General features: G+C 73.8%; 19 protein-coding genes and 1 pseudogene. 12 read left to right on the top strand and 8 right to left on the bottom strand.

Annotated elements, in window-relative coordinates; genetic code table 11:
• From ACZ6EJ_RS13975 to ACZ6EJ_RS13965, 3 genes are all read right to left on the bottom strand, one after another.
• Window positions 1–1,815, bottom strand: a complete 1,815-nt coding sequence (locus ACZ6EJ_RS13975) for a glycosyltransferase family 2 protein (protein WP_469267114.1) — start codon at window positions 1,813–1,815, stop codon at window positions 1–3.
• Window positions 1,816–1,988: 173 nt separating this feature from the next.
• On the bottom strand, window positions 1,989–2,282 hold the full coding sequence (locus ACZ6EJ_RS13970) for an MTH1187 family thiamine-binding protein (protein ID WP_469267113.1): 294 nt from the start codon (window positions 2,280–2,282) through the stop codon (window positions 1,989–1,991).
• On the bottom strand, window positions 2,279–2,629 hold the full coding sequence (locus ACZ6EJ_RS13965; RefSeq protein WP_469267111.1) for a DUF3817 domain-containing protein: 351 nt from the start codon (window positions 2,627–2,629) through the stop codon (window positions 2,279–2,281). The genes ACZ6EJ_RS13970 and ACZ6EJ_RS13965 overlap by 4 nt, the downstream gene beginning before the upstream one ends.
• Before the next feature lie 433 nt (window positions 2,630–3,062).
• Here ACZ6EJ_RS13965 and ACZ6EJ_RS13960 point away from each other — a divergent pair, with 433 nt between their 5' ends.
• Complete coding sequence (locus ACZ6EJ_RS13960; RefSeq protein WP_469267110.1) at window positions 3,063–3,539, top strand: MarR family winged helix-turn-helix transcriptional regulator; 477 nt, start codon at window positions 3,063–3,065, stop codon at window positions 3,537–3,539.
• 33 nt (window positions 3,540–3,572) lie between these two features.
• Here the strand turns inward: ACZ6EJ_RS13960 and ACZ6EJ_RS13955 are convergent, their stop codons facing one another.
• Together ACZ6EJ_RS13955 and ACZ6EJ_RS13950 are read right to left on the bottom strand one after the other, a co-directional pair.
• A complete protein-coding gene (locus ACZ6EJ_RS13955) occupies window positions 3,573–5,006 on the bottom strand; it encodes a sensor histidine kinase (RefSeq protein WP_469267109.1) in 1,434 nt (477 codons plus the stop codon).
• A complete protein-coding gene (locus ACZ6EJ_RS13950; protein ID WP_469267107.1) occupies window positions 5,003–5,662 on the bottom strand; it encodes a response regulator transcription factor in 660 nt (219 codons plus the stop codon). The genes ACZ6EJ_RS13955 and ACZ6EJ_RS13950 overlap by 4 nt, the downstream gene beginning before the upstream one ends.
• 117 nt (window positions 5,663–5,779) lie before the next feature.
• Here ACZ6EJ_RS13950 and ACZ6EJ_RS13945 point away from each other — a divergent pair, with 117 nt between their 5' ends.
• The 3 genes from ACZ6EJ_RS13945 to ACZ6EJ_RS13935 all read left to right on the top strand — a co-directional run bounded on the left by ACZ6EJ_RS13945 (window position 5,780) and on the right by ACZ6EJ_RS13935 (window position 12,821).
• The gene (locus ACZ6EJ_RS13945) at window positions 5,780–6,460 is read left to right on the top strand and encodes a PepSY domain-containing protein (protein ID WP_469267105.1); all 681 of its coding nucleotides are present in this window, start codon (window positions 5,780–5,782) and stop codon (window positions 6,458–6,460) included.
• A gap of 467 nt (window positions 6,461–6,927) precedes the next feature.
• On the top strand, window positions 6,928–12,156 hold the full coding sequence (locus ACZ6EJ_RS13940) for a DUF6531 domain-containing protein (RefSeq protein WP_469267126.1): 5,229 nt from the start codon (window positions 6,928–6,930) through the stop codon (window positions 12,154–12,156).
• On the top strand, window positions 12,153–12,821 hold the full coding sequence (locus tag ACZ6EJ_RS13935) for a hypothetical protein (RefSeq protein WP_469267104.1): 669 nt from the start codon (window positions 12,153–12,155) through the stop codon (window positions 12,819–12,821). The genes ACZ6EJ_RS13940 and ACZ6EJ_RS13935 overlap by 4 nt, the downstream gene beginning before the upstream one ends.
• Here the strand turns inward: ACZ6EJ_RS13935 and ACZ6EJ_RS13930 are convergent.
• Window positions 12,809–13,006, bottom strand: a pseudogene (locus ACZ6EJ_RS13930) (hypothetical protein); the annotation flags it as partial. The gene ACZ6EJ_RS13935 and the pseudogene ACZ6EJ_RS13930 overlap by 13 nt on opposite strands.
• A 94-nt stretch (window positions 13,007–13,100) precedes the next feature.
• On the opposite strand from ACZ6EJ_RS13930, the gene ACZ6EJ_RS13925 reads away from it, so the two are divergent.
• On the top strand, window positions 13,101–13,382 hold the full coding sequence (locus ACZ6EJ_RS13925) for a hypothetical protein (RefSeq protein ID WP_469267102.1): 282 nt from the start codon (window positions 13,101–13,103) through the stop codon (window positions 13,380–13,382).
• A 525-nt stretch (window positions 13,383–13,907) separates the two neighbouring features.
• Here ACZ6EJ_RS13925 and meaB read toward each other — a convergent pair.
• Window positions 13,908–14,876, bottom strand: a complete 969-nt coding sequence (meaB, locus tag ACZ6EJ_RS13920; protein ID WP_469267101.1) for a methylmalonyl Co-A mutase-associated GTPase MeaB — start codon at window positions 14,874–14,876, stop codon at window positions 13,908–13,910.
• Window positions 14,877–14,914: 38 nt separating this feature from the next.
• Window positions 14,915–16,090, bottom strand: coding sequence for an acetyl-CoA C-acetyltransferase (locus tag ACZ6EJ_RS13915; protein ID WP_469267124.1), 1,176 nt, complete (start codon window positions 16,088–16,090; stop codon window positions 14,915–14,917).
• Window positions 16,091–16,254: 164 nt separating this feature from the next.
• Between ACZ6EJ_RS13915 and mce the strand changes: the two genes are divergently transcribed.
• From mce to ACZ6EJ_RS13880, 7 genes are all read left to right on the top strand, one after another.
• Entirely contained in the window at window positions 16,255–16,683 is a 429-nt protein-coding gene (gene mce / locus ACZ6EJ_RS13910) for a methylmalonyl-CoA epimerase (protein ID WP_469267099.1), read from the top strand.
• A 194-nt stretch (window positions 16,684–16,877) separates the two neighbouring features.
• Window positions 16,878–20,738 carry a polarized growth protein Scy gene (gene scy, locus ACZ6EJ_RS13905; protein ID WP_469267097.1) on the top strand — a complete coding sequence of 1,287 codons (3,861 nt, stop codon included), beginning with the start codon at window positions 16,878–16,880 and terminating at the stop codon, window positions 20,736–20,738.
• Between the two features lie 164 nt (window positions 20,739–20,902).
• The gene (locus ACZ6EJ_RS13900; protein WP_469267095.1) at window positions 20,903–21,838 is read left to right on the top strand and encodes a cellulose-binding protein; all 936 of its coding nucleotides are present in this window, start codon (window positions 20,903–20,905) and stop codon (window positions 21,836–21,838) included.
• A gap of 85 nt (window positions 21,839–21,923) precedes the next feature.
• Window positions 21,924–22,937, top strand: a complete 1,014-nt coding sequence (locus ACZ6EJ_RS13895; RefSeq protein WP_469267093.1) for an ATP-binding cassette domain-containing protein — start codon at window positions 21,924–21,926, stop codon at window positions 22,935–22,937.
• A gap of 5 nt (window positions 22,938–22,942) precedes the next feature.
• A complete protein-coding gene (locus ACZ6EJ_RS13890; RefSeq protein WP_469267092.1) occupies window positions 22,943–23,722 on the top strand; it encodes an ABC transporter permease in 780 nt (259 codons plus the stop codon).
• A 174-nt stretch (window positions 23,723–23,896) separates the two neighbouring features.
• Complete coding sequence (locus ACZ6EJ_RS13885; RefSeq protein ID WP_469267091.1) at window positions 23,897–25,012, top strand: ABC transporter ATP-binding protein; 1,116 nt, start codon at window positions 23,897–23,899, stop codon at window positions 25,010–25,012.
• Entirely contained in the window at window positions 25,009–25,860 is an 852-nt protein-coding gene (locus ACZ6EJ_RS13880; protein WP_469267090.1) for an ABC transporter permease, read from the top strand. The genes ACZ6EJ_RS13885 and ACZ6EJ_RS13880 overlap by 4 nt, the downstream gene beginning before the upstream one ends.
• Window positions 25,861–25,862 lie beyond the last annotated feature (2 nt).

Genomic DNA, 25,862 nt, shown 5'->3' with positions numbered 1-25,862 from the left:
TCAGTTCCCTCCTGCGGTGGTGGCGGTGGTGCCGGCCCCCGCGGTGGTGGCGGGCGGGGCCGGGGCGGCGGGGACGTAGGCCGGTTCGGCGGGCGGGGGCGCGGGGGCGGCGGGGGCGGGGACCGTGCTCGTCGCGGCCGCCGGCCGGTCCCGCCGGACCGTCCAGGCCCAGACGGCGACCGGGGCGAGCGAGATGGCCAGCCCCAGCACCGCCCAGGTCCGCATCGCGGCGTGGGTGTGGCCGAGGAGGACCGACGCGGCGAGCGACGCCAGCAGGACGGCCGCCCAGAAGAGGTGGACGCGGAAGGTGAGCAGCCGGTCCGGGGAGGCCTGGCCGCCCTTGGGGGTGACGACGAAGCGGCCGTCGGTGCGCAGCAGGGCCGAGCCCAGCGACCGGAGGTAGATCGGCGCGGAGAGCGCGGACATGGCCATGCCGGCGAGGCCGCCGGAGCCCTCGGGTTCGTGCGGGGAGACGTTGTGCCGCCGGTTCCAGAGGTAGAGGCCGATCTGGAGGGCGGCGGCGTCGCTGTAGAGCATCAGCCAGACGGAGGCGGCGACCTGGGTGCCGGAGGCCCCGAGCCAGAGGAACAGCACGCAGCTCACCATGCCGAGCAGCCAGTTGACGGCGGTCATCGGGTAGTAGACGAGCATCAGCGTGTAGCTGAGGAGGCGGCCGGGCGGGATGCGGAACAGAGCCTTGCCGTACTGCTGGAGCAGCGTCTCGTACGTCCCCCTGGACCAGCGCAGTTGCTGGGTGAAGAAGTCCGTCCAGGAGGCGGGGCCCTCGCCGACGGCCAGGACGTCCGGGGTGTAGACGGAGCGCCAGTAGCGCCCGGTGAGCGGGTTGCGGCGGCGGTGGATCTCGAACCCGGTGGCCATGTCCTCGGTGATCGAGTCGTACAGGCCGCCCACCTGCCGGAGCGCGGCGACGCGCACGACGTTGTTGGTGCCGACGAACATGGGCGCGCCGTAGCGGTTGCCGGCGCGCTGGATGAGCGCGTGGAAGAGGAACTGCTGCGACTCGGCGGCCTTGGTCACGGCCGTCTCGTAGTTGCCGTAGACCTGCGGGCCGACGACGAAGGCCACGTCGGGGTCGCGGAAGTAGCCCATCATCCGCTCCAGGAAGTTGGGCATCGGCACGTGGTCGGTGTCGACGGAGGCGAAGAAGTCGTAGTCGCCGCCGTGCAGGGCGAGCCAGGCGTTGTAGTTGCCGTGCTTCGTCCTGGCCTTGTGGACGCCCTTGCGGCGGTTCCACTCGGGCACCCCGCGCCGGGTGAAGTGGTGCACGCCCAGTTCGGCGCAGAGCATCCGGGCGCCGGGGTCGTCGCCCTCGTCGAGCAGCCAGACGTCCAGCGGGCCGGGGTGCGTCAGGCGCACGGCCCCCTTGAGGGTGGCGCGGACCATGGAGAGCGGTTCCTTGCCGGGGACGTACGTGGTGAGGAAGGCGACGCGGGTGCCGGGCTCGGGCGTGACGGGCACCGGGTCGCGGGCGACCAGGGTGGCGTGCGCAATGGAGACGACGTTGACCAGCATGAACAGCTCGATCAACCCGATCGACACCAGCATCGCGGTGTCGGCGGCGACCAGCCAGGGCTCCCCGTTCTCGCGGTCGGTCCAGTGGCTGGGCCAGACCAGGTAGAGCAGGAGGACGCCGGTGAGCACCGGCGCGAGCGTCATGAGCAGGACGGCCCTTATTCGGTGGTCCTCCGTCGAGAGCAGGCTCCTGTACCGCACCCGGTAGCCGGTGGGGGCCGGCTCCGAGAGCGGTCCCGCGAGCCGGCTGTAGGTGTCGTAGTCGTAGCCCTCCGACCGCACCGTGCCTCCCACTGTCGAACGGGTTGATATCCCCACAGAAGGGGACGGGCAACGACGTGGCGACTCGGCAGGTCCGAGTGAGGGGTTTTCGGTCCGGAACCGGAAGGGCCCCCGACCGTGTGGTGTCGGGGGCCTATCGGGTGAACGCGCGGCGCGGCCGCGCGGACGGGGCGTCAGGGGGCGAGGTAGCGCTCCACGGTCTCCACCTTGGAGGTCAGGCCGTCGGTGACGCCGGGCCGGATGTCGGCCTTCAGTACCAGGGAGACCCGGCCGGCGCGGGCCTCGACGGCGGCGACGGCGCGCTTGACGACGTCCATGACCTCGTCCCACTCGCCCTCGACGGAGGTGAACATCGCGTCGGTGCGGTTGGGCAGGCCGGACTCGCGTACCACCCGTACGGCGTCGGCGACGTAGGAGCCGACGTCCTCGCCGACGCCGAGCGGGGAGACGGAGAAGGCGACGATCACGCGCTGACCGTGCCCTCGCGGCGGGCACGGGCGGCGATCACGCCGTCGGCCTCGTACTGCTTGAGCCGCTTGTCGCCGTAGAGGCCGCCGAAGGGCACCAGCGCCAGCAGGAAGAAGAGGGCGACACGGCCCAGGGGCCACTTGGCCTTCATCCAGACGTCGAGCAGCAGCACGGCGTAGACGACGAAGAGCACGCCGTGGATCATGCCGAGCGGCATCATCAGGAAGTCGATGTCCGAGACGCGGCTGAGGACCGAGCCGAAAAGGATCAGCGCGGGGAAGGACAACGCCTCGGGAATCGAGATGAGGCGCAGCCGGTGCAGGGCGGAAGCGGTCTTGATGTCCACAGGGGCACCTTCGGGTGGGAGGGTCGCGACGGCTTGTGAACGCGGGCACAAGCACCGCCATTGTGGCATCGCGCCGAGCGGCCGCGGGAACCGGGGCCGCCCGCGCGGTGCGCGTCGCGCGGCCGGGGGCGGACGGGGCGCGCGACGCCGCCGGACGGCCGGGGCGCCCCCGGCGCACGGGCGGCCTGCGGGCGGCCGGCGGCCTCGCGCCCGCGTGCGCCCGCCAGTTGGGGACCCCGGCGGCTCCGCGGCCGGGGGGCGGCCTCCGCCGCGGCTTCGATCGGTGAACGGTAGTCTGCGGAGTGTGACGTCGAACGTCTGCGCCCGGCAGCCGGTACGCGCGGCCGGGCCCGCCGCCCCCGAGGGCGGCCGGAGTGCCGGTCGTCACACCCCATTTTCGTCCGGATTTCAACTTCTTAGGTAGAATCCTCATATGGAGACCGAGACGGCCACCCGCTGGCTGAGCGACGCGGAGCAGTGCGCCTGGCGCACCCACCTGGACGTCAGCAGGCTGCTGACGCACCAGTTGGAGAAGGACCTCCAGCCGTTCGGCCTGACCATGAACGACTACGAGATCCTGGTCAACCTCTCCGAGTCGGACGACCAGCGGATGCGGATGAGCGACCTCGCCGCCGCGACCCTCCAGTCCAAGAGCCGACTCTCGCACCAGATCACCCGCATGGAGACCGCCGGACTGGTCCGCCGCACCCACTGCGAGTCGGACCGCCGCGGGCTGTACGCGGTGCTCACCGAGCACGGCGCGGAGACCATGCGCAAGGTCGCCCCGCACCACGTCGCCTCGGTGCGGCAGCACTTCATGGACCTGCTGTCCCCCGAGGCCCTGGCCGAGCTGCACGCGGCGCTGACCCCCATCGCGGAGCACCTGCGCGCCAGGCGCGGCAAGGCGTAGGAGCGCGCGGGACCCCGGCCCCGCCCGCGCCCGTCAGGCGCGGGGGCGGGGCAGCCACAGCCGGAAGGCCGCGCCGCCCTCCGCCGCCCGGTGCACCGTCAGCGTGCCGCCGTGGCGGGCGGCGACGTCGCGGGCGATGGCGAGCCCCAGCCCCGCGCCGCCGTCGTCCCGGCTGCGGGCGTCGTCGAGCCGGACGAACCGCTCGAAGATCCGTTCCCGCTCGCCCTCGGGCACGCCCGCCCCGTCGTCCCGGACCTCCACGCGGACCCCGCCGCCGTCGGCCGCCACCGACACGGCGACCACCTCCTCGGCGTGCCGCTGGGCGTTGTCCAGCAGGTTGCCGATCACCCGCGCCACCTGCCCGCGCGAGCCGGCCGCCGCGAACGGCCCCCGTCCCCGCGCCTCCACCCGGACCGCGACCCGGTCCCCGGTGCGCTGCGACACCTCCTCGCGGACCAGCGCGCCCACCTCCAGCGTGCCGCTCGCGGGCCTCTCCCCCGCGTCCAGCCGGGCCAGCAGCAGCAGGTCGCCCGCCAGCGCCTGGAGCCGTACGGTGTCGGCGACCGCGCCCGGCACGTCCAGCAGCTCCGGGTGGGCGACCCCCACCTCCAACTGGGTGCGCAGCGAGGCGATCGGGGACCGCAGCTCGTGGGAGGCGTCCGCGACGAACCGCCGCTGCCGCTCCACCGACGCCTCCAGGGCCGTCAGCGTCTCGTTCGTCGTCCGGGCCAGGCGGGCGATCTCGTCGCGCGAGTCGGGCTCCGGCACCCGGCGGGCCAGGTCCTGGGACGCGGTGATCGCGGCCATCTCGCGGCGGATGCCCTCCACCGGCCGCAGGGCCCGCCGGGTCACCAGCCAGGTCACCCCGGCGACGACCAGCAGCAGCGGCGGCAGCCCGGTCAGCATGGCCCCGCGCACCGTGTCCACCGCCTCCCGCTCGGCGGCGAGCGGCGCGCCCGCGTACACGGTCAGGGCGGTCCCGGCCGGGGTGGTCGCCTCGACGGCGGCGAACCGGTAGTCGGCGGTGGCGCGGCGCACGGTGGCGGCGCCGTCGGAGAAGTCGGCGTCGCCGGTGGAGACCTCGCCCCGGCGCGGGCCGCCGCCGTCGTCGTCATCGTCGTCGCCGGACGCCTCGCCGGGCCCCGCGGGCGCGGAGGGGACCGGGGCGACGGCGGCCGTCCCCGTGCCGGAGATCGCGTCGAGCCCCTCGGAGACGGCGACGACCCGCTCGTCGCCGTCGACGACCTGGACCGGGTGGTCCTCCTCGTCGTCCAGCTCCAGCTCACCGTAGGGGGCGCCCGCGGCGAGCTGCCCGGCCACCTCGCGGGCCGCCATCTCCGCCTGGAGGTCCGCCTGGCCGATCAGGTTGGCCCGCAGGACCAGGAGCACGGCCAGGCCCGCCGCGACCAGGGCGGCGGCGACGACGAGGGTGGCGCCGAGCGCGGCCCTGGCCCGTACGGACCTCACCGCGCCTCCAGCCGGTAGCCCGCGCCGCGCACGGTGCGGATGGCGCTCGCGCCGAGCTTGCGGCGCAGGGTGGAGACGTAGACCTCGACGATGTTCGGGTCGCCGTCGTAGGCGAAGTCCCAGACGTGCTCCAGGATCTCCGCCTTGCTGACCACCTGTCCGGCGCGCAGGGCGAGCTGCTCCAGCACCGCGAACTCCTTGGCGGTGAGGGCGTACTCCTCCCCGCCCCGGTGGACCCGGCGGGCGGCGGTGTCCACGCGCAGGTCCCCGACCGTCAGCACGGGCGCGGCGGTCGCGGTGCGGCGGCGGAGCAGGGCGCGGACGCGGGCGACGAGGACGACGTAGCTGAAGGGCTTGGTCAGGTAGTCGTCGGCGCCGGTGTCCAGCCCCTCGGCCTCGTCGTACTCGCCGTCCTTGGCGGTCAGCATGAGGATCGGCACCTCGTGGCCGGCGGCGCGCAGGGCGGCGCAGACCCGGTAGCCGTTCATGCCGGGCAGCATGATGTCGAGGATCACCAGGTCGTAGCCGCCCCCGCCCGCCCGGTGCAGCCCTTCGAGCCCGTCGTGCACGACGTCCACGGCGAAGCCCTCGGCGGTCAGCCCCCGAGCCAGGGACACCGCGAGACGCTTCTCGTCCTCCACGATCAACAGGCGCATGGGCCCAGCCTCGCAAACTCCGCCTGAAGGCGTCTTCAGGCGGCTTCAGGCTGCGTTCAGCAACGCCCCGGCAGGGTGGACCGCGTCGCACAGCAGCAGCCCCCGAGGAGGAACCCCATGAAGCGCAACGCCACCATCGCGGCGGTCACCGCGGCCGTGCTCATCGGCGGCACGGCCGCCGCCACCGTCGCCTTCGCGGACGGTGACGGCGACCGCCGCGGCGGCGCGTCCGCGCCGCGGACCGCCGGCGAGGAGCACACGGACGGCCGGGACGACGACGGCCAGGACGCCCGCGCGGACGCCGGCCCCGACGTTCGCGTCCCGCTGGAGCGGGCCGTCGCCGCCGCGCTGAAGAGCGCGCCGGGCACGGTCACCGGGGCCGAACTGGACGACGACGGGGACGGCGCCCGCTCCCGTACGGTCTGGGAGCTGGACTTGTACGGCTCCGACGGGGTCTGGCACGACGTGTCGGTCGACGCCGTCAGCGGCAAGGTCGTGAAGACCCGTGCCGGCGACGGCGGCGACGACCGCGACCGCCACGCGCCCCGCTCGTCCGCCGTCGCCTGGGACGCGGCCGCCGGGGCGGCGCTGAAGGCCGCGCCGGGCCGCGTCACCTCGATCGACCTGGACGGCGACGGTGACGACGACGGCCGCCGGACCGCCCCGCGCTGGGAGGTCGACATCAGCGGTGAGGACGGCGTGCGGCACGAGGTGGAGGTCGACGCGAGGACCGGCGAGGCCGCGGTGGACCGCGAGGACGACGGCGAGGGCGGGGACGACGACCGGGACGACGCCTGATCCCGCCGCCCGGCCCCGTACCGCTGCCGCCGTACGGGGCCGGACATGTGCGCGCCCCCCGCGGTTGCGCGGACGTTTCCGAGCGGTTCACGCGGCGCGCCCGCGGAGAAGATCGAGTTCCGGCCAAACTCGGATGCGCCCAGGGCACCCGTACCGCCGTGATCAGGGAACGAACGGCCGGGCCCCGCCCGGGAGGTTGTCGTGATCAAGCCGCACTCCGCGCTCCGGGTTACTCCGCACCGCCTGTGGATCAAGCATCACCTCGAACGTATTCACGATCTACCCACAGGTGATGCACCGTGCGCACACAAGCGCGACGACTTGTCATGAGCGCTCTAGCTCTCGCCCTGCTGGCCGGCGGCGCCGCCGCCCCCGCCTGGGCGTCCCCCGCGGACCGGCCCCCGGCCGCGGCCGGCGCGCAGGCGGAGGCGAGAACCGCCGCCGACCTGCCGAAGCCGCCCGAGGCGATGACGCTGGCCGAGCGCCGTCGGCAGATGAAGGAGGAGCGGGACGAACTCTCCCCGCTCCGCGGCTACATCGGCCCACCCGTCCAGCGGCCCTCCGGCCCCCCGCACGCCCGGCCCGCCGAACGGGCCGAGCGGGGGCCGGCGGCCGCGCCCACCGCCCGGCAGGCAGCGCCGCCGGCGGCCCAGGCGACGGGGAACCCGACCTGGGTCAACGCGTACGCCACCGCCTACCCGGCCATGCTGTCCATCGGCGGGCAGTTGAAGCTGCCCACGGCCTCGGCCGCCTCCTACTCCGGCCTGTGGCTCTACGTCCTCGACGAGGCGGGCAACTACGTCCACCAGCAGGAGATCAAGCGGTCCACCGGCGACCCGACCGGCCGGTACCTGGACAACGGGGCGTGGTGCTACGGCTGGTGGCCCAGCAACCCCTACCCGGCCGACCAGTGCTTCTGGTGGAGCGGCAGCACCCTGGGCGGGCACCTGGAGGACGGCAAGAAGTACCACGCCTGGATCTTCCTCACCGGCACCGACGGCACGTCGAGTCCGGGCGGGACCACCTCGCCGCTGGTCGAGGCCTTCTACACCCCTGACATCCCCGGCGCCCAGGCCGGCATCTGCACCTGCTACGCGCAGGCGCACCGCGCCGACCCGGTCAACACGGCGACCGGCATGTACTTCGAGCGGTTCACCGACGCCTCCCTGGTCGGCCCCGGCAAGCCGCTGGCCCTGGAGCGCACCTACCGCTCCGACGCCACGGCCGCCGGCCTCCTCGGGCGCGGGTGGTCGACGCCGTTCGACGCGGGACTGGCCTTCGCCGCGGGGAAGGCGACGTACCGGGCCGACGACGGGGCGTCGTTCGTGTTCACGCAGAAGAGCGACGGGACGTACACCGCCCCGGCGGGCTCGGCGGTCAAGCTGGTCAAGGGCTCCACCGACCACACCCTCACCACGCCGGACCACACCCGGCGGACCTTCGACGGCGGCGGCCGGCTCACCTCCGTCGTCGACACGGCCGGCAAGGGGCTGACCCTGACCTACGCCTCCGGCCGGCTCGCCTCCGTCAAGGACGCCGCCGGCCGCACCACCGCGTTCACCGTGGGCACGGACGGCCTGCTGACCAAGGTGTCGCTGCCGGACGCGACGTCGGTCTCCTACGGCTACACCGGCGGTCTGCTGACCTCGGTGACCGGCCCGACCGGCAAGACCTCCTCGTACGCGTACGGGACCGACAAGCGGCTGTCGTCCTACACCGACCCGGCGGGCGGCAAGGTCGCCAACACCTACGACGCCGCGGGCCGGATCAAGACCCAGACCGACCAGAACGGCAAAACGACCACGTTCGCCTGGGACGGCCGCCGCGAGTCGCACACCACCGCGCCCGACGGCGGCGTGTGGACCGACGTGTACTCCGGCAACGTCCTGATGTCGACCATCGACCCGTACGGCAAGAGCATCGCCTACGACTACGACCGCCACCTGCGGCCCGTCGAGATCACCGACCAGCGCGGCAACACCACCTCGATGGCCTACGACGCCGCGGGCCGGATGATCAGCCGCAAGGCCCCGGCGGCCCTCGGCTACGAGGAGAACTGGACCTACGACGCCGCCGGCAACGTCACGAGCCACACCGACGGCCGCCGCAACAAGACGGTGTACACGTACAACGCGGCGAACCAACTGACCTCCACCACCGACCCAATGGGCGGCAAGACCGCTTACACCCACACCGCGCTGGGCGCCATCGCCACCGTCACCACCCCGCGCGGCAAGACCACCGCCTACGGCTACGACGCCGCCGGCAACCGCACCTCGGTCACCACTCCGCTGGGCGAGCGGACGACGTTCACGTACGACGCGGCGGGCCGGGTCACCTCCATGACGGACCCGCGCGGCAACGCCGAGGGGGCCGACCCGGCGGCCCACACCACGCGCTACGCCTACGACGGGCGCGGGCTGCTCACCTCGGCCACCGACCCGTTGAAGCGCACCACCCGCTACACGTACAACGGCGCCGAGCAGTTGGTCTCGGCCGAGGACCCGGCGGGCAACACCACCACCTACGGCTACGACGACGCCGGCAACCTGACCCGGACGACCGACGCCGCGGGCAAGTCCGTCACCCGCGCCTACGACACCGGCGGGCGGCTCACCTCGGAGACCGACGCCGTCGGCGACAAGGCCACGTACACCTACGACAAGGTGGGCCGGCTGCTCACCGCCGTCTCCCCGCGCGGCCACGTGGACGGGGCCGTCCCGGCCGCGTACACGACGAGCTACGGCTACGACGCGGCGGGCAACCGCACCAGGGTCACCGACCCGGCCGGCAAGGCGACCACGACGACCTACGACGCGGTCAACCGGCCGCTGGTGGTCACCGACCCGCTGAAGCGCACCACCGGGTACGCCTACGACGCCAACGACAACGTCACCAAGGTCACCGACGCGCTCGGCAACACGGTCACCTCCGTCCACGACAAGAACGACCGGCTCGCCACCAGCACCGACCAGGTGACCCGGACCACCACGTACGCCTACGACGCCGACGGCAACCTGCTCAGCCGCACCTCGCCCCTGCGCCACAAGGAGAGCTGGAGCTACGACGACGACGGCCGCCGCGCCACCTCGGTCGACCCGCGCGGCAACGTCACCGGCGCCGACCCCGCCCCGTACACCACCCGTTACGCCTACGACGCGGCCGGCCGGCCCACCTCCGTCACCGACCCGCTCGGCGGCACGAGCGGCACGGTGTTCGACGCGGTCGGCAACGTCACCCTGCGCACCGACGCCGACGGGCGCCGGACCGCCTACGGCTACGACGAGCTGAACCGGCTCACCACCGTCACCGCCCCCGGCGGCGCGGTCACCGCCTACGGCTACGACACGGTCGGCAACCTCGTCTCCCGGACCGACGCCAACGACCACGTGACGGCCTACGGATACGACGACGCCCGCCGGCTGACCACGGTCACCGACCCGCTGGCCCGCACCACGACGTACGGGTACGACCCCGACTCCCGGCTGGTGAGGAAGACCACCCCGCGCGGCTCCACGAGCCACGCCTACGACGCGCGCGGCCTGCTCACCAAGATCGACTACTCGGACGCCACCCCCGACGTCACCTTCGGGTACGACGACGCCGGGCAGATGACCCTCCGGGCCAACGCGCGGATCTCCGAGGACTTCGTCCACGACGCGGTCGGCAACCTCACCAAGACCCGCGGCTTCGCCTACACCTACGACGACGCCGGGCGGATGCTCTCCCGGAAGTACTCCGACGGCAGCGTCATCGACTACACGTACGACGGCGACGGCCGCACGGCCACCATGAAGGCCGACGGCGCCACCACCACGTACACCTGGGACCCGGCCGGCCGCCTCACCCGGTCCGCGCTGCCCAACACCGAGACCGAGGACCGCGCGTACGACCGGGCCGGCCGGCTGACGGCCGTCACCGCCACCAAGGCCGGGGCGACGGTCACCGGGACCGCGCTCGGCCTCTCGGCGGCGGGCCTGCCCACCCGCGTCGACGTCACCCGCGCCGGCGTCGGCACCGGGGGCTACGACCTGACGTACGACGCGGCCGGACGGCTCACCTCGGGCTGCTACCCGCAGCCCTGGGTCACCGGCTGCGCCGCGAGCCGCACCACGTCCTACAGCTACGACAAGGTCGGCAACCGCCTGACCTCCACGCTCGGCGCCACGTCCACCGCGTACGCCTACGACGCCGCCGACCAGCTCACCTCGACCACGACGGGCGCCACGACCACGCCCCACACCTACGACGCGGAGGGCAACCGGACCGGGGCGGGCGCGGACACCTACACCCACGACCTGGCCGGCCGCGTCTCCGCCGCCACCGTCGCGGGCTCCTCGTACACCTACGACCACGACGCGAGCGGCAACCAGGTCACCGCGTCCAAGGCCGGCACGGTCGCCAACCGCACCCAGTGGGACCCCAACGGCCCCCTGCCGATCCTGGCGACCGAGTACGACAGCGCCTGGGCGGTCAAGCAGTCCTACCGCTACGACCCCCTGGGCCAGCCCGCCGCCACCCGGACCGGCGCGGGCGCGGTCTTCTCCTACCACCACGACACCCAGGGCTCCCCGCTCGCCGTCACCAGCTCCAACGGCACGCTGCACCAGCGGTGGGCCTACGACCCGTACGGCACGCGCGTCCTGGGCACGGTGACCGGCGGCGCCCCCGCGAGCACCCCGTCCTACACGGGCGCCCGCCACGAGGCCACCACCGGCGACCTCGACCTCCACGCCCGCCAGTACACCCCGTCCACCGGCCGCTTCGACCGCCCGGACCCGGCCACGAGGGGCCTCACCACGCCCTACGTCTCGGCGTACGCGTACGCCGACAACCAGCCCACCGTCCTCACCGACCCGAGCGGCCTGACCCCGGTGCCGGGCGACGACGGCAACGGCCGCGTGGACAGCGTGGGCGAGGGCCTGAAGATCTTCGGCAAGGGCTTCGTGCAGGGGCTCAAGATGCCCTTCGAGTTCGTCGGCGACGTCCACGACGCCTACACCGGCCAGAACGGCGGCGCCGGCGGCTTCGTCGACAAGTACCTCCCCGTGCGCCCCGCGTACCGCCTCTACCGCGCCGAGTACATGCTCCGCCAGCAGGGCTGCGACGCGCTCGCCGACCTGTACGCGGAGACGGCGGAGGAGCTGACCCAGCAGATCGCGGTCACCGGCCTCGGCGGGCTGACGGGGTGGCGGCGGGCGGCGGTCTCCCCCGAGTCGGCGGCGAACTCGATCGGCAACCTGCGCTTCGGTCCGGGCGGTGGGGGATCCGTCCATTACCTGCGGGGCAAGCTCTCCTACAAGACGCCGACCACCCCTCACCTGACGCAGTTGGTGAACCCCCTCAAGGGCGATGAGAACTGCCGAGCCTGCGCCGTCGCCGTGGACCGGCTGCTGGCCGACGGTGCTCCGTCCTCGGCGCCGGCCAACCTCAGGCGGGGAGGCGACTCGGCGATCACCGGCCTCTACGGCGGCAGGTCCTTCGTGCGTACTACCCTGAGCGGCATCGTGCGCGACATCAAGACGGGTGGGGACGGCGCTCGCGGGATCGTGTGGGGCTACGGCCCCGGCCCCCAGGACTCACACGTCTTCAACGTGGTGAATGTGAAGGGCGACGTGATATTCCTCGACGGGCAGTCCGGTCACGCCAAGCCCGGCGCCTACCGGAACTTCGGCTTCCTGAGGACCGACCGGTGATCAGTTTCGAACAGGCGGCCGAACTGGCCCGTGCGTACGTGGACGGGGACCCCCGCAACAGCGCGGTGGAGCTGGTAGCCATCGACGGCCACTCGGCCGTGGTCGGCGACCACGCCTACTTCGGCTATCAGGACCGCCGCTACCTGGAGACCGGCGACCCGTCGTTCATGGCGGTCGGCGTCGGCCCCGTCCGCGTCGACCTGGTGACAGGCGAGTGCACGACGCTCGGCGCCGCCGAGGCCGCGGGAATGGACCTGTTCGCGACCGATGAGTCCACCCTCCCCGGTCCGGGCGGGTGGCGGACCGTCCCACCTGAGCTCACGGCCGCCTGGCGGGCGGCGTTCGACCGCGAACCGGCCGCTGCCGATCTCTCGGCGGCCTGTCCCGCCTGCGGTGCGGCGGATCTCCACCGCTGGTACCGGAACGACGGTCCGCTGGACGCGACCATCGACGGCGTCCGCGCCGTGGCCTACGCCTGGCGGACGGAGTGGTGCGCCTCGTGTCACCTCTGCCACGAGGACGGCGACAGCTTCCAGCCGGAGTTCTGGGAGTCACCGTACGAGGTACCCGAGGCGTACACGATGAGGTTCGCCCCGCGGTACGTCGAAGCCGCCCGCCGGGCCGAGTGCGCGGCTGACGAGGAACGTCCGGCTCAGGAGGGTTGACGGGGAAGGACGAAGGCCTCCGGAGCGACGCGTGCGGCTCCGGAGGCCTTCGCCGCGTACGGGTCCGGGTCACCCGCCGCGATCCGCTCCGCCAGGGCGTGCGGGCGGCGGTCGCCGCGCGGGTCGGCGATCTCCTCGCGCGACGCGGTGACCGCGATCGTCTCGACCGCGTGAGGGGCGCGACGCTCGGACCCGGTCGTCTCCTCGACTTCCAGCGGGGCAGGGCGAACCCGGCCGATGCCAGGTACCGCCACCACCACCCCATGAGGACGAACTGACATGCTCGACAAGGAATGCGCCGAACGCAGGGCCGCGGAGTTCCTCGCCTCCGAAAGCAGGTCCTGGGGGCGTTCCTCGAACGTCCGGATCAGCGCCGAGTACTGCTTCACCGACGGCGGGCGCTACATCGCCCCCTACGACCACGTCGAATATCTCGATCACGGCCGTGAGGAGATGCGGTTGGGAGGGAACCTGCCGGTAGCGGTCGACCTGGCGACCGGTTCGTGCCGGTTCATCGACTGGGACGAGGCGGAGGCCCTCATGGACCGCGGCCTGCTCTGAGCGGCCGCGAGCCCGGTGCGGGAGCAGCCGCGCAGGGGACCGACGCAGAGGGGCGCGCATGAGCCACCACCCGGACCTGTCGGCGTACACCCGCCGACGGGGCGTCCCCCGCCATGCTCAACGTCGGATGGCCGGCTGCGCCCGGAGCTCCCGTGCGCCACCGGATGCGTGGACGTGGAGCGGGCGCCGGTGCGGTCCTCGCCGCCGCGTACGGGGAGACCGGATGCGCGGCTACCGCCGGAGCGGATTCCGCGACGCCGATCGGATCTCCGTCCCGGCGGGCAGCACGGGGAGACCGCGCTGTGGCTGGGTTCGGTGTGACTGCGCGCGGAGGCGGAGGACGGCACGGACTGCGCCGTCGGGCCGGCCTCGTCCACTACATCGCCGCACACGGCTGCCGCCCGCCCGAAGAGCTCCGCCGGGCGGCGGGAACCGGGGCGAGCGGGCCGCCGACCCCGGCGGACGAGCACCGCGCCGAGCGACGACGCGGCGCGGGCCCGGCTCCTCGCGGGGCGACCGCCCCCCTCAGCCCTCGCCCGTGACCCCCGCCACCAGCTCGTCCGCCGCCGCGTACGGGTCCAGGGCCCCCGCCACGATCCGCTCCGCCAGGGCGTGCAGGCGGCGGTCGCCGCGCAGGTCGGCGATCCTCTCGCGCAGCGCGGTGACCGCGATCGTCTCGACCTCGTGGGCCGCGCGGGCGGTGCGCCGCTCGGCCAGGACGCCGTGCTCCTCCATCCAGGCCCGGTGCTTCTCCAGGGCCTCGACCACCTCGTCGACGCCCTCGCCGCGCGCGGCGACCGTCTTCACGATCGGCGGCCGCCAGTCGCCGGGGGCGCGGGACTCCCCCAGGCCCAGCATGTGGTTCAGCTCGCGGGCGGTGGCGTCCGCGCCGTCCCGGTCGGCCTTGTTGACCACGTAGACGTCGCCGATCTCCAGGATTCCGGCCTTGGCCGCCTGGATGCCGTCGCCCATGCCCGGCGCGAGCAGCACGACGGAGGTGTCGGCCTGGGAGGCGATCTCCACCTCGGACTGGCCGACCCCCACCGTCTCGACGAGGACCACGTCGAAGCCCGCCGCGTCCAGCACCCGGATCGCCTGCGGCGCGGCCCAGGCGAGACCGCCCAGGTGGCCGCGGGTGGCCATCGAGCGGATGTAGACGCCCGGATCGGAGGCGTGGTCCGACATCCGGACCCGGTCGCCGAGCAGCGCGCCGCCGGAGAAGGGCGAGGACGGGTCGACGGCGAGGACGCCGACCCGCTTGCCCGCCCGGCGGTAGGCGGCGACCAGCGCGGAGGTGGAGGTGGACTTGCCGACGCCGGGCGAGCCGGTCAGGCCGACGACGTAGGCGTGGCCGGCCAGCGGCGCCAGCGCGGCCATCACCTCGCGCAGGCGCGGGGACGCCCCCTCCACCAGTGAGATCAGCCGGGCGACCGCGCGCGGTCTGCCCGCGCGCGCCTGTTCGACCAGCGTGGGGACGTCCACGTCCACGTTCACCGCTCCGTTCGCCTTGCCGCCGTGCCTGATGTCGGGTGCTACTTGCCCGGAACGCGGATGATCAGCGCGTCGCCCTGACCGCCGCCGCCGCACAGCGCCGCCGCCCCGGTGCCGCCGCCGCGCCGCTTCAGCTCCAGGGCCAGGTGCAGGACGATCCGGGCGCCGGACATCCCGATCGGGTGGCCGAGCGCGATGGCGCCGCCGTTGACGTTGACCTTCTCCGAGGTGACGCCGAGGTCCTTCATCGACTGGACGGCGACGGCGGCGAACGCCTCGTTGATCTCGATCAGGTCCAGGTCCTCGACGGACAGGCCGTCCTTCGCCAGGGCGTGCCGGATGGCGTTCGAGGGCTGCGACTGGAGGGAGTTGTCGGGGCCGGCGACGTTCCCGTGGGCGCCGATCTCGGCGATCCAGTCCAGGCCCAGCTCCTGCGCCCTGGCCTTGCTCATGACGACGACCGCGGCGGCCCCGTCGGAGATCTGCGAGGAGGTGCCCGCGGTGATCGTGCCGTCCTTGGCGAAGGCGGGGCGCAGCTTGCCCAGGGACTCCGGGGTCGTCTCGGGGCGGATGCCCTCGTCCTGGGCGAAGAGGACCGGGTCGCCCTTGCGCTGCGGGATCTCGACCGGGGTGATCTCGGCCTCGAAGAGCCCGTTCTTCCGGGCGGCCGCGGCCCGCTGGTGGGACTGGGCGCCGACCGCGTCCTGGGCGGCGCGGTCCAGCCCGAGGCGGGTGTTGTGCTTCTCGGTGGACTCTCCCATGGGGATGTTCTCGTAGGCGTCGGTGAGACCGTCGTACGCCATGGAGTCCAGCATCTCGATCGCGCCGTACTTGTAGCCCTCGCGGGACTTGGGCAGCAGGTGCGGGGCGTTGGTCATCGACTCCTGGCCGCCCGCGACCACGACGTCGAACTCCCCGGCGCGGATGAGCTGGTCGGCCAGGGCGATGGCGTCGAGCCCGGACAGGCAGACCTTGTTGACGGTGAGCGCGGGCACGTTCATCGGGATGCCGGCCTTGACCGCCGCCTGCCGGGCGGGGATCTGCCCGGCGCCCGCCTGGAGCACCTGGCCCATGATCACGTACTGGACCTGGTCGCCGCCGATGCCCGCCCGGTCCAGGGCCGCCTTGATCGCGAAACCGCCGAGGTCGGCGGCGGAGAAGCTCTTCAGGGAGCCGAGGAGGCGGCCCATGGGCGTCCGGGCGCCCGCGACGATCACTGAGGTGGTGGTACCGGTCGTTGCTGGCATGGGCACGGCCCCTTGGGATCGGATGTGAACGAGGGTTTACCTGAATGTACTGAGCGCTCCGGTGCCCGTCATCCGGCAGCCGGTGTGATCGCGCGCACGTTGCGTAACCACGGTGGGAGCGGTGCACTGACTCCATGCTGACGCGCATCGACCACATCGGGATCGCCTGTTTCGACCTGGACAGGACGGTCGAGTTCTACCGTGCCACGTACGGGTTCGAGGTGTTCCACACCGAGACCAACGAGGAGCAGGGCGTGCGGGAGGCCATGCTCAAGATCAACGAGACCTCGGACGGCGGGGCCTCCTACCTCCAGCTCCTGGAGCCGACGCGGGAGGACTCGGCCGTGGGCAAGTGGCTGGCGAAGAACGGGGAGGGCGTGCACCACATCGCCTTCGGCACCCCGGACGTCGACGGGGACGCCGCCGACATCCGCGGCAAGGGCGTGCGGGTGCTGTACGACGAGCCCCGGACGGGATCGATGGGGTCCCGGATCACGTTCCTGCACCCCAAGGACTGCCACGGCGTGCTGACCGAACTGGTCACCTCGCGGGCGGAGCACTGACCTCCGCATACCCGGCCCGGTAGAGTGGCGGTTCCGGGCCGGGGCCGGGTCGGGGCCGTACCGCGTCCTCGTCGTTCGTCTGTCACCATTCCCCGGGGGACCGCTCGTCGGCGAGCGGTGCTCGTTGCGATCAGGGTTGGGGTCTCCCCTGCTCGAACGAAGTTTGAGAGCTCGGGGAAGGATGGGACCGCGCAGTGCGGGGCTACGAACGCCAGGAGAGCCACCGAGCTGAAGACGACCATCTCTCGCGGTTCGAAGCCGAGATGGACCGGCTGAAGACCGAGCGGGAGAAGGCCGTCCAGCACGCCGAGGACCTCGGCTACCAGGTCGAGGTCTTGCGCGCCAAGCTGCACGAGGCGCGGCGCCATCTCGCGACCCGTCCCGCCTACGACAGCGCGGATCTCGGCTACCAGGCCGAGCAGATGTTGCGGAACGCCCAGCTCCAGGCCGAGCAGATGCGGGGCGACGCCGAGCGCGAACTGCGCGAGGCGCGGGCCCAGACCCAGCGGATCCTGCAGGAGCACGCCGAGCACCAGGCGCGCCTGCAGGCCGAGTTGCACACCGAGGCCGTCCAGCGCCGCCAGCGGCTCGACCAGGAGCTGGCCGAGCGCCGCCAGACCGTCGAGTCCCACGTCAACGAGAACGTCGCCTGGGCCGAGCAGTTGCGCGCCCGCACCGAGGCGCAGGCCCGCCGGCTGCTGGAGGAGTCCCGCGCCGAGGCCGAGCAGGCGCTGAGCGCCGCCCGCGACGAGGCCGCCCGGCTCGCCGAGGAGACCCGCAGGCGGGCCGGCTCGGAGACCGAGGCGGCGCGGGCCGAGGCCGAGGCGATCCTGCTGCGCGCCCGCAAGGACGCCGAGCGACTCCTGGGGGCCGCCTCCGCGCAGGCCCAGGAGGCCGGCGCCCACGCGGAGCGGCTGCGCTCCGAGGCCAGTACGGAGACCGAGCAGGCCCGCCGCCAGACCACCGAGCTGAACCGGACCGCCGAGCAGCGCCTCGCGGAGGCCGAGACCCGGCTGCGCGAGTCCCGCCTGGAGGCCGAGAAGGTCCTCTCCGAGGCGAAGGAGGCCGCCGCCCGTCAACTGGCCGCCGCCGAGTCGCAGAACGAGCAGCGCACCCGTACGGCCCGGTCGGAGATCGCCCGGCTGGTCGGCGAGGCCACCAAGAGCGCCGAGGCGCTCAAGGAGGAGGCCGAGCGCGCCCTCGCGGACGCCCGCGCCGAGGCGGAGCGGCTGGTCGCCGAGGCGGCCGAGAAGGCCCGTACGGCGGCCGCCGAGGACGCCGCGGCCCAGCTCGCCAAGGCGGCCCGCGGCGCCGAGGAGGTGCTGACCAAGGCGTCCGAGGACGCCCGGTCGACGACGAAGGCCGCGAGCGAGGAGGCCGAGCGCATCCGCCGCGAGGCGGAGGCCGAGGCGGACCGGCTGCGCGGCGAGGCCGCCGAGCAGGCCGACCAGCTCAAGGGCGCGGCCAAGGACGACACCGAGGAGTACCGGGCCAGGACGGTCGAGCTCCAGGAGGAGGCCCGCCGGCTGCGCGGCGAGGCCGAGCAACTGCGCTCCGAGGCGGTCGCCGAGGGCGAGCGGATCAGGGGCGAGGCCCGCCGCGAGGCGATCCAGCAGTTGGAGGAGGGCGCCCGTACGGCCGAGGAGCTGCTGACCGAGGCCCGCTCCGACGCCGAGGAGCTGCGCACCTCGGCGCAGGGCGAGAGCGAGCGCGTCCGCGCCGAGGCCGCCGAGCGCGCCGCCGCGCTGCGCAAGCAGGCCGAGGAGACGCTGGAGCGCACCCGGACCGAGGCCGACAGGCTGCGGGTCGAGGCCGAGGAGCAGGCGGAGGCGACCACGCGGGCCGCCGAGCGGGCCGCGGCCGAGCTGCGCCAGGAGACCGAGCGCGCCGTCGCCGCCCGGCAGGCCGAGGCCGCCGAGGAGCTGGCCCGGCTGCACGGCGAGGCCGAGAGCCGGCTGGCCGCCGCCGAGGAGGCGCTGGCCGAGGCGCGGGCCGAGGCCGAGCGGGTGCGCCGCGAGACGGCCGAGGAGACCGGGCGCCAGCGCACGGAGGCCGCCGAGCGGGTGCGCACGCTGACCGAGCAGGCCGAGGCGGAGGCCGAGCGGCTGCGCGACGAGGCCGCCGCCGACGCCTCGCAGGCCCGTGCCGAGGGCGAGAACATCGCCGTACGGCTGCGCGGGGAGGCGGCCGCCGAGGCGGAACGGCTCAAGTCCGAGGCGCAGGAGAGCGCCGACCGGGTGCGCGCGGAGGCGGCGGCCGCCGCCGAGCGGGTCGCGGCCGAGGCCGCCGAGGCGCTGGACGCCGCGACGGAGGAGGCGTCCCGCCGCCGCCGGGAGGCCGAGGAGATCCTCGGCGCGGCCCGCGGCGAGGCGGAGCAGGAGCGCGAGCGCGCCCGCGAGCAGAGCGAGGAGCTGCTCGCCGCCGCCCGCAAGCGGGTGGAGGAGGCGCAGGCCGAGGCCCAGCGGCTGGTGGAGGAGGCGGACGCCCGCGCCACCGAGCTGGTCGCGGCCGCCGAGCAGACCGCCCAGCAGGTACGGGACTCCGTCGCCGGGCTCCAGGAGCAGGCCGCCCAGGAGATCGCCGGGCTGCGTTCGGCCGCCGAGCACGTCGCGGAGCGCACCCGCACCGAGGCGCAGGCGGAGGCGGACCGGGTCCGCGCCGACGCGCACGCGGAGCGGGGGCGTGCCGCCGAGGACGCCGACCGCCTCCGGCGGGAGGCCGACGAGGAGACCGGGGCCGCGAAGGCGCTGGCCGAGCGGACGGTCGCCGAGGCGGTCGCCGAGGCCGAGCGGGTGCGCGCGGACACCTCCGAGTACAGCCAGCGAGTGCGTACGGAGGCCACCGACGCCCTCGCGTCGGCGGAGCAGGACGCGTCCAAGGCCCGTGCCGAGGCCCGCCAGGACGCCAACCGCATCCGCTCGGACGCGGCGGCGCAGGCGGACCGGCTCGTCGGGGAGGCGTCGAGCGAGAGCGAGCGCGTCCGCGCCGAGGCGGCGCAGGCGGCCGAGGAGCTCGTCGTCGAGGCCACCGCGGAGGCCAACCGCCGCCGGGCCGAGTCCACCGAGCGGGCGGACCGGCTGCTGGCCGAGGCGACCGCCGAGGCGGAGCGGCTGCGCGCGGAGGCGGCCGAGCGGCTCGGCTCCGCCGAGGAGCACGCGGCCCGGACCCGCGAGGAGTCCGAACGGCTGCGCGCCGAGGCGGAGTCGGCGGCCGAGGCGCTGCGCGCCGCGGCCCGCGAGGAGGCGGACCGGCTGCTGGACGAGGCGCGCGAGGCGGCGGCGAAGCGCCGGGCGGACGCGGCCGAGCAGGCGGACCAGCTCATCAACAAGGCGCGGGAGGAGGCGCTGCGCACGGCCACGGAGGCCGAGGGGCAGGCCGACACCATGGTCGGCGCGGCCCGCAAGGAGGCCGTGCGCATCGCGTCGGAGGCGACCGTCGAGGGCAACACCCTGGTGGAGCGCGCCCGTGCCGACGCCGACGAGCTGCTGGTCGGCGCCCGGCGCGACGCGACGGCGATCCGGGAGCGGGCCGAGGAGCTGCGGGCCCGGCTGGAGAGCGAGATCGAGGAGCTGCACGAGCGGGCCCGCCGGGAGACGGCGGAGCAGATGAAGACGGCCGGCGAACGCGTCGACAACCTGATGAAGGCGGCGACCGAGCAGCGCGAGGAGGCCGAGGCGAAGGCCAAGCAGATGCTGGCGGACGCCAGTTCGGAGGCGAGCAAGGTCCGGATCGCCGCGGTGAAGCGGGCCGAGTCGCTGCTGAAGGAGGCCGAGGCCAAGAAGGCCGGGCTGATCCGCGAGGCGGAGAAGCTGCGCGCCGACGCCGAGGCCGAGGCGGAGAAGACCGTCGCCGAGGGCCGGCGCGAGCTGGACGTCCTGGTGCGCAGGCGCGAGGACATCAACGCCGAGATCTCCCGTGTGCAGGACGTGTTGGAGGCGCTGGAGTCCTTCGAGGTCCCGACCGGGGGCGGGAAGCCGGCCGGCGGCCCGTCCTCGGGCGCCAAGGCGCCGGCGGCGGCCGGCACGCGATCGGGGGGCAAGTCGGCCGAGCGGTAGCCGCCAGGGACGTCCGAACCCTTCGGGTGGCAAGCACTCCGGGGGGCCAGCCACTCAAAAGGGGTGTCATTCTCCAGAGCAAACCGGCATCTTCGCGTTGACACGCCGCCCTGGCCCCTAGGATTCCTTCTATCACCTCACCGGTCTCATTCGACAGGAACCCCATGAGTGACCCTTCCTCCCCCTTCGGCTTCGAGCTCGTGCGACGTGGTTACGACCGCGGGCAGGTGGACGACCGCATCACCAAGCTCGTAGCCGACCGTGACAGCGCCCTGGCCCGCATCACCTCTCTGGAAAAGCGCATCGAGGAGCTGCACCTCGAAACGCAGAACGCCCAGGCCCAGGTCAACGAGGCCGAGCCCTCGTACGCCGGCCTCGGCGCCCGTGTCGAGAAGATCCTCCGCCTCGCCGAGGAGGAGGCGAAGGACCTGCGTGAGGAGGCCCGGCGCGCCGCCGAGCAGCACCGCGAGCTGGCCGAGTCGGCCGCCCAGCAGGTGCGCAACGACGCCGAGGTGTTCGCCGCCGAGCGCAAGGCGAAGGCCGAGGACGAGGGCGTCCGCATCGTCGAGAAGGCGAAGGGCGAGGCGAGCACGCTGCGCACCGACGCCCAGAAGGACGCCCAGCAGAAGCGCGAGGAGGCCGACGCCCTCTTCGAGGAGACCCGCGCCAAGGCCGCCCAGGCCGCGGCCGACTTCGAGACGAACCTCGCCAAGCGCCGCGAGCAGTCGGAGCGGGACCTCGCCTCCCGCCAGGCCAAGGCCGAGAAGCGCCTGGCCGAGATCGAGCACCGTGCCGAGCAGCTCCGCCTGGAGGCCGAGAAGCTCCGCACGGACGCGGAGCGCCGGGCCCGCCAGACGGTGGAGACCGCGCAGCGCCAGGCCGAGGACATCGTGGCGGACGCCAACGCCAAGGCCGACCGCATCCGCAGCGAGTCCGAGCGCGAGCTGGCGGCGCTCACCAACCGCCGCGACTCGATCAACGCGCAGTTGACGAACGTCCGCGAGATGCTGGCGACGCTGACCGGTGCGGCCGTGGCCGCCGCGAGCTCCCCGGTGGACGACGAGCCCACCCGCGGGGTCCCGGCCCAGCAGACCCGCTGACGCCGCCCCGCCCGCTCGTTCCCCGTGTGCGCCCGGTTCCGCCCTTGTGGTGGCGCCGGGCGCTCGGGCGTTCTAGCGTGATGCCATGATCGAGCTGGATGGACTCACCAAACGCTTCGGCAGCAAGGTCGCCGTCGATCATCTCTCCTGCCGGGTCAGGCCGGGCATGGTGACCGGCTTCCTCGGTCCCAACGGGGCGGGCAAGTCCACCACCATGCGGATGATGCTCGATCTGGACCGCCCCACCAGCGGCACGGTGCGCATCGACGGCAAGCACTACCGCGATCTCCAGGAACCGCTGAAGCACATCGGCGCGCTGCTGGACGCGAAGGCGATGCACGGCGGTCGCAGCGCGTACAACAACCTGCTGTGCCTGGCGCAGAGCAACCGCATCCCGCGCGGCCGGGTCGACGAGGTGCTCGACATGGTCGGCCTGAGCGGGGTGGCGACGAAGAAGTCCAAGGGCTTCTCCCTCGGCATGGGCCAGCGGCTCGGCATCGCGTCCGCGCTGCTGGGCGACCCCGAGATCCTGATGTTCGACGAGCCGGTCAACGGCCTCGACCCCGAGGGCATCCACTGGATCCGCCATCTGATGAAGGCGCTGGCGGCGGAGGGCCGGACGATCTTCGTCTCGTCCCATCTGATGAGCGAGATGGCGCTGACCGCCGACCATCTGATCGTCATCGGCCAGGGCAGGCTGCTCGCCGACACCTCGATGGCGGACTTCATCCACGCGAACTCCCGCAGTTACGTCCGGCTGCGCTCCCCGCAGGCGGAGCGGTTGCGGGACGTGCTCCACCAGGAGGGCGTGATGGCCGTCGAGGCGGACGGCGGGGCGCTGGAGATCGACGGCGCGACCACCGAGGAGCTGGGCGAGCTGGCGGCCCGGCACCAGCTCGTGCTGCACGAGCTGTCCGCCCAGCGGGCCTCCCTGGAGGAGGCGTTCATGCAGATGACCGCCGGTTCCGTGGAGTACCACGCCCACTCCGAGCAGGGTGGCGGCGCACCGCCCCCGGCGGCGGCGTGGGGCGAGGGGTGGAGCGGGCCGGGCGGACCCTCCCGCGACGGCGTGGGCGGCACCGACGGCAAGGGGCTGTGACGACGATGGCATCGGTACCCGCGGTTCTCACCTCGGAATGGACCAAGATCCGGTCGGTGGCCTCGACCACCTGGACGCTGATCTGCGCTTTCGCGGTCACGGTGGCGATGGGCGCGGCGCTGAGCGCCCTGCTGAACGCCCAGTTCGACGACCTCTCCGAGGCCGAGCGCGCCACGTTCGACCCGACGTTCGTCAGCTTCTCCGGGATGATCCTCGGCCAGCTCGCGATGGTCGTGTTCGGGGTGCTCGTGGTCGGCACGGAGTACAGCTCCGGCATGATCCGCACCTCGCTGGCGGCCGTGCCGCAGCGCGGCACGTTCCTCTTCAGCAAGATCGCGGTGGCCGGGCTGCTGGCGTTCGCGGTCGGCCTGCTCACCAGCTTCACCGCGTTCTTCCTCGGGCAGGCCCTGCTGGGCGACCGCGGCACCGGCCTCGGCGCGGAGAACGTGCTGCGCGCGGTCGTGGGCGGCGGGCTCTACATGGGGCTGATCGCCGTCTTCTCCATGGGCGTGGCGGCGATGCTGCGCAGCTCCATGCTGTCGCTCGGCATCCTGATGCCCTTCTTCTTCCTGGTCTCGCAGATCCTCGCGTCGGTGCCGGGGGCCAAGGCCGTCGCGCGGTACTTCCCGGACCAGGCCGGGTCGAAGATCATGCAGGTGGTGCCGGACGCGCTGGACAGCGACCCGGCGCCGTACGGGCCGTGGGCCGGGCTCGGGATCATGGTGCTCTGGGTGGCGGCGGCGCTGCTCGGCGGCTTCCTGGTCCTGCGGAACCGGGACGCGTGAGACCGCCCGCCCCGGCGGGGCGGACGGTCCGGCCGGGGGCGTGAGCGCCCGCTCGCGGGCTGTGCGCAACTTGGCCGGAACCGTCAGTGCCTGGTTATCCTCCTAACTCTTACGGGGGTACGCGGCCGACGGCCCGAGCCCCGACGACCGAGCGTGAGTCGATGGGGCTGGAGAATGATCGAGGCAGTCGGCCTGACCAAGCGCTACGGCGCGAAGACGGCCGTGGACGACCTTTCCTTCCAGGTGCGGCCGGGGGCCGTCACCGGCTTCCTCGGTCCCAACGGGTCGGGCAAGTCCACGACCATGCGCATGATCCTGGGCCTGGACCGCCCCACGGCGGGCCGGGTGACGGTCTGCGGCCACCCCTACCGCAGCCTCCCCAACGCGCCGCGCCTGGTGGGCGCGCTGCTGGACGCCAAGGCCGTGCACGGCGGCCGCACCGCCCGCAACCACCTGCTCTCCCTCGCCCAACTGGCCGGCATCCCGGCGGCGCGGGTGGACGAGGTGCTGGGCGTCGTCGGCCTCGCGGACGTCGCCGGGCGGCGCTCCAGCGGCTACTCCCTCGGGATGGGGCAGCGGCTCGGGATCGCGGCGGCGCTGCTCGGCGACCCGCAGGTGCTGCTGTTCGACGAGCCGGTCAACGGTCTCGACCCCGAGGGCATCCACTGGGTCCGCAACCTGATGAGGACGCTGGCCTCCGAGGGGCGGACGGTCTTCGTCTCCTCCCACCTGATGAGCGAGATGGCCCTGACCGCGGACCATCTGATCGTGATCGGGCGCGGCCGGCTGCTCTCCGACATGAGCGTCAAGGACTTCATCTCGGCGAACTCCGCCGACTTCGCCCGCGTGCGGGTGCCGCGGGACGGTCCCGAGGAGCGCGAGAAGCTGACGGCCGCCCTCCTGGAGGCGGGCGGCCGGGTCCTGTCGGAGCCGGGCGGGGCGCTGCGGGTCACCGGGCTGCCGCTGCCGAGGATCAGCGACCTGGCCCACGCGAGCGGCGTACGGCTCTGGGAGCTGTCGCCGCACCAGGCCTCCCTGGAGGAGGCGTACATGCGGATGACGCAGGGCGTGGTCGACTACCGCTCCACGGACGACGCCAAGGAGGGCCTGGCGCTGCCCGAGGACCCCGAGGGAGCGTTCGCGGGCGGCCACGGGCCCCTGCCCGGCCCCGAGCCCGTGGCGGTCCCCCAGGACGGCTGGTACGCGCCGCCGCCGCCCGGACGGGCCCCGGACCCCGAGCCCCCCTCGGCCGCCCCGGCCGGACAGCAGACGAGCGAGGACCCCCGATGACGACGCCGGCCGGCCCGAAGGCGCACGAGCGGGAGGAGCCGTGCGGGGCGCCGACGGCGCCCTACGCGTCGCCCATCCCGATCCGCCGCGCCACCCTCGGCGACGCGATCGCCTCCGAGTGGACGAAGATCCGCTCGGTGCGCTCCACGGTCTGGACGCTCGGCGTGATGGTGGCGCTGATGCTCGCGGTGGGGCTGGGCTCCGCGCTGCTGGTCGCCGCGACCGACACCGACCTGGGCGGCGAGCCGGTCGTGGGCCTCGGCTTCTTCGGGGTGCTGCTGGGGTCGATCTGCGTGATCACCCTGGGGGTGCTGACCATCGGCTCGGAGTACGGCACCGGCATGGTCCGCACGACGCTGACGGCGTGCCCCAGCCGGGCGCGGGTGCTCACGGCGAAGGCGATCGTCTTCTTCCTGCTGTCCTTCGCCGTCACCTCGGCGACGGCCGTGCTCGTCGCGGGGCTCCAGGGCGTGATCCTGAACGGCGCCTCCCCCTCGGCCGGCCTGTGGGTGCGCTCCACGGTCGGGGCCGGGATGTACGTCGCGGCGCTCGGCCTGGTCGCCCTCGGGATCGGCGCGATCGTCCGGCACTCGGCGGGCGCGATCTCCGTCATGATCGCCCTGGTGCTGCTGCCGCTGGTCCTGGCGCTGTTCATGTTCGACGACAGCCTGCGCGGGACTCAGCGCTTCCTGTTCGAGTACTCGATCCCCAACCAGCTCGGCGCGCTGTACGGCTCGACGGTGACCGGGACCGGTCCGGCCGACTGGGAGCCGCTGGGGCTGGTGCTGGGTCTGGCCGCCGCGGTGCTGGGCGTGGCGTACCTGGTGCTGGAGCGGCGCGACGTCTGAGG

The organism is Streptomyces sp. NPDC041970 (assembly GCF_055588985.1).
Note: the sequence above shows the minus strand (reverse complement) of the source record. Positions and strands in the feature narration are given on the sequence as shown.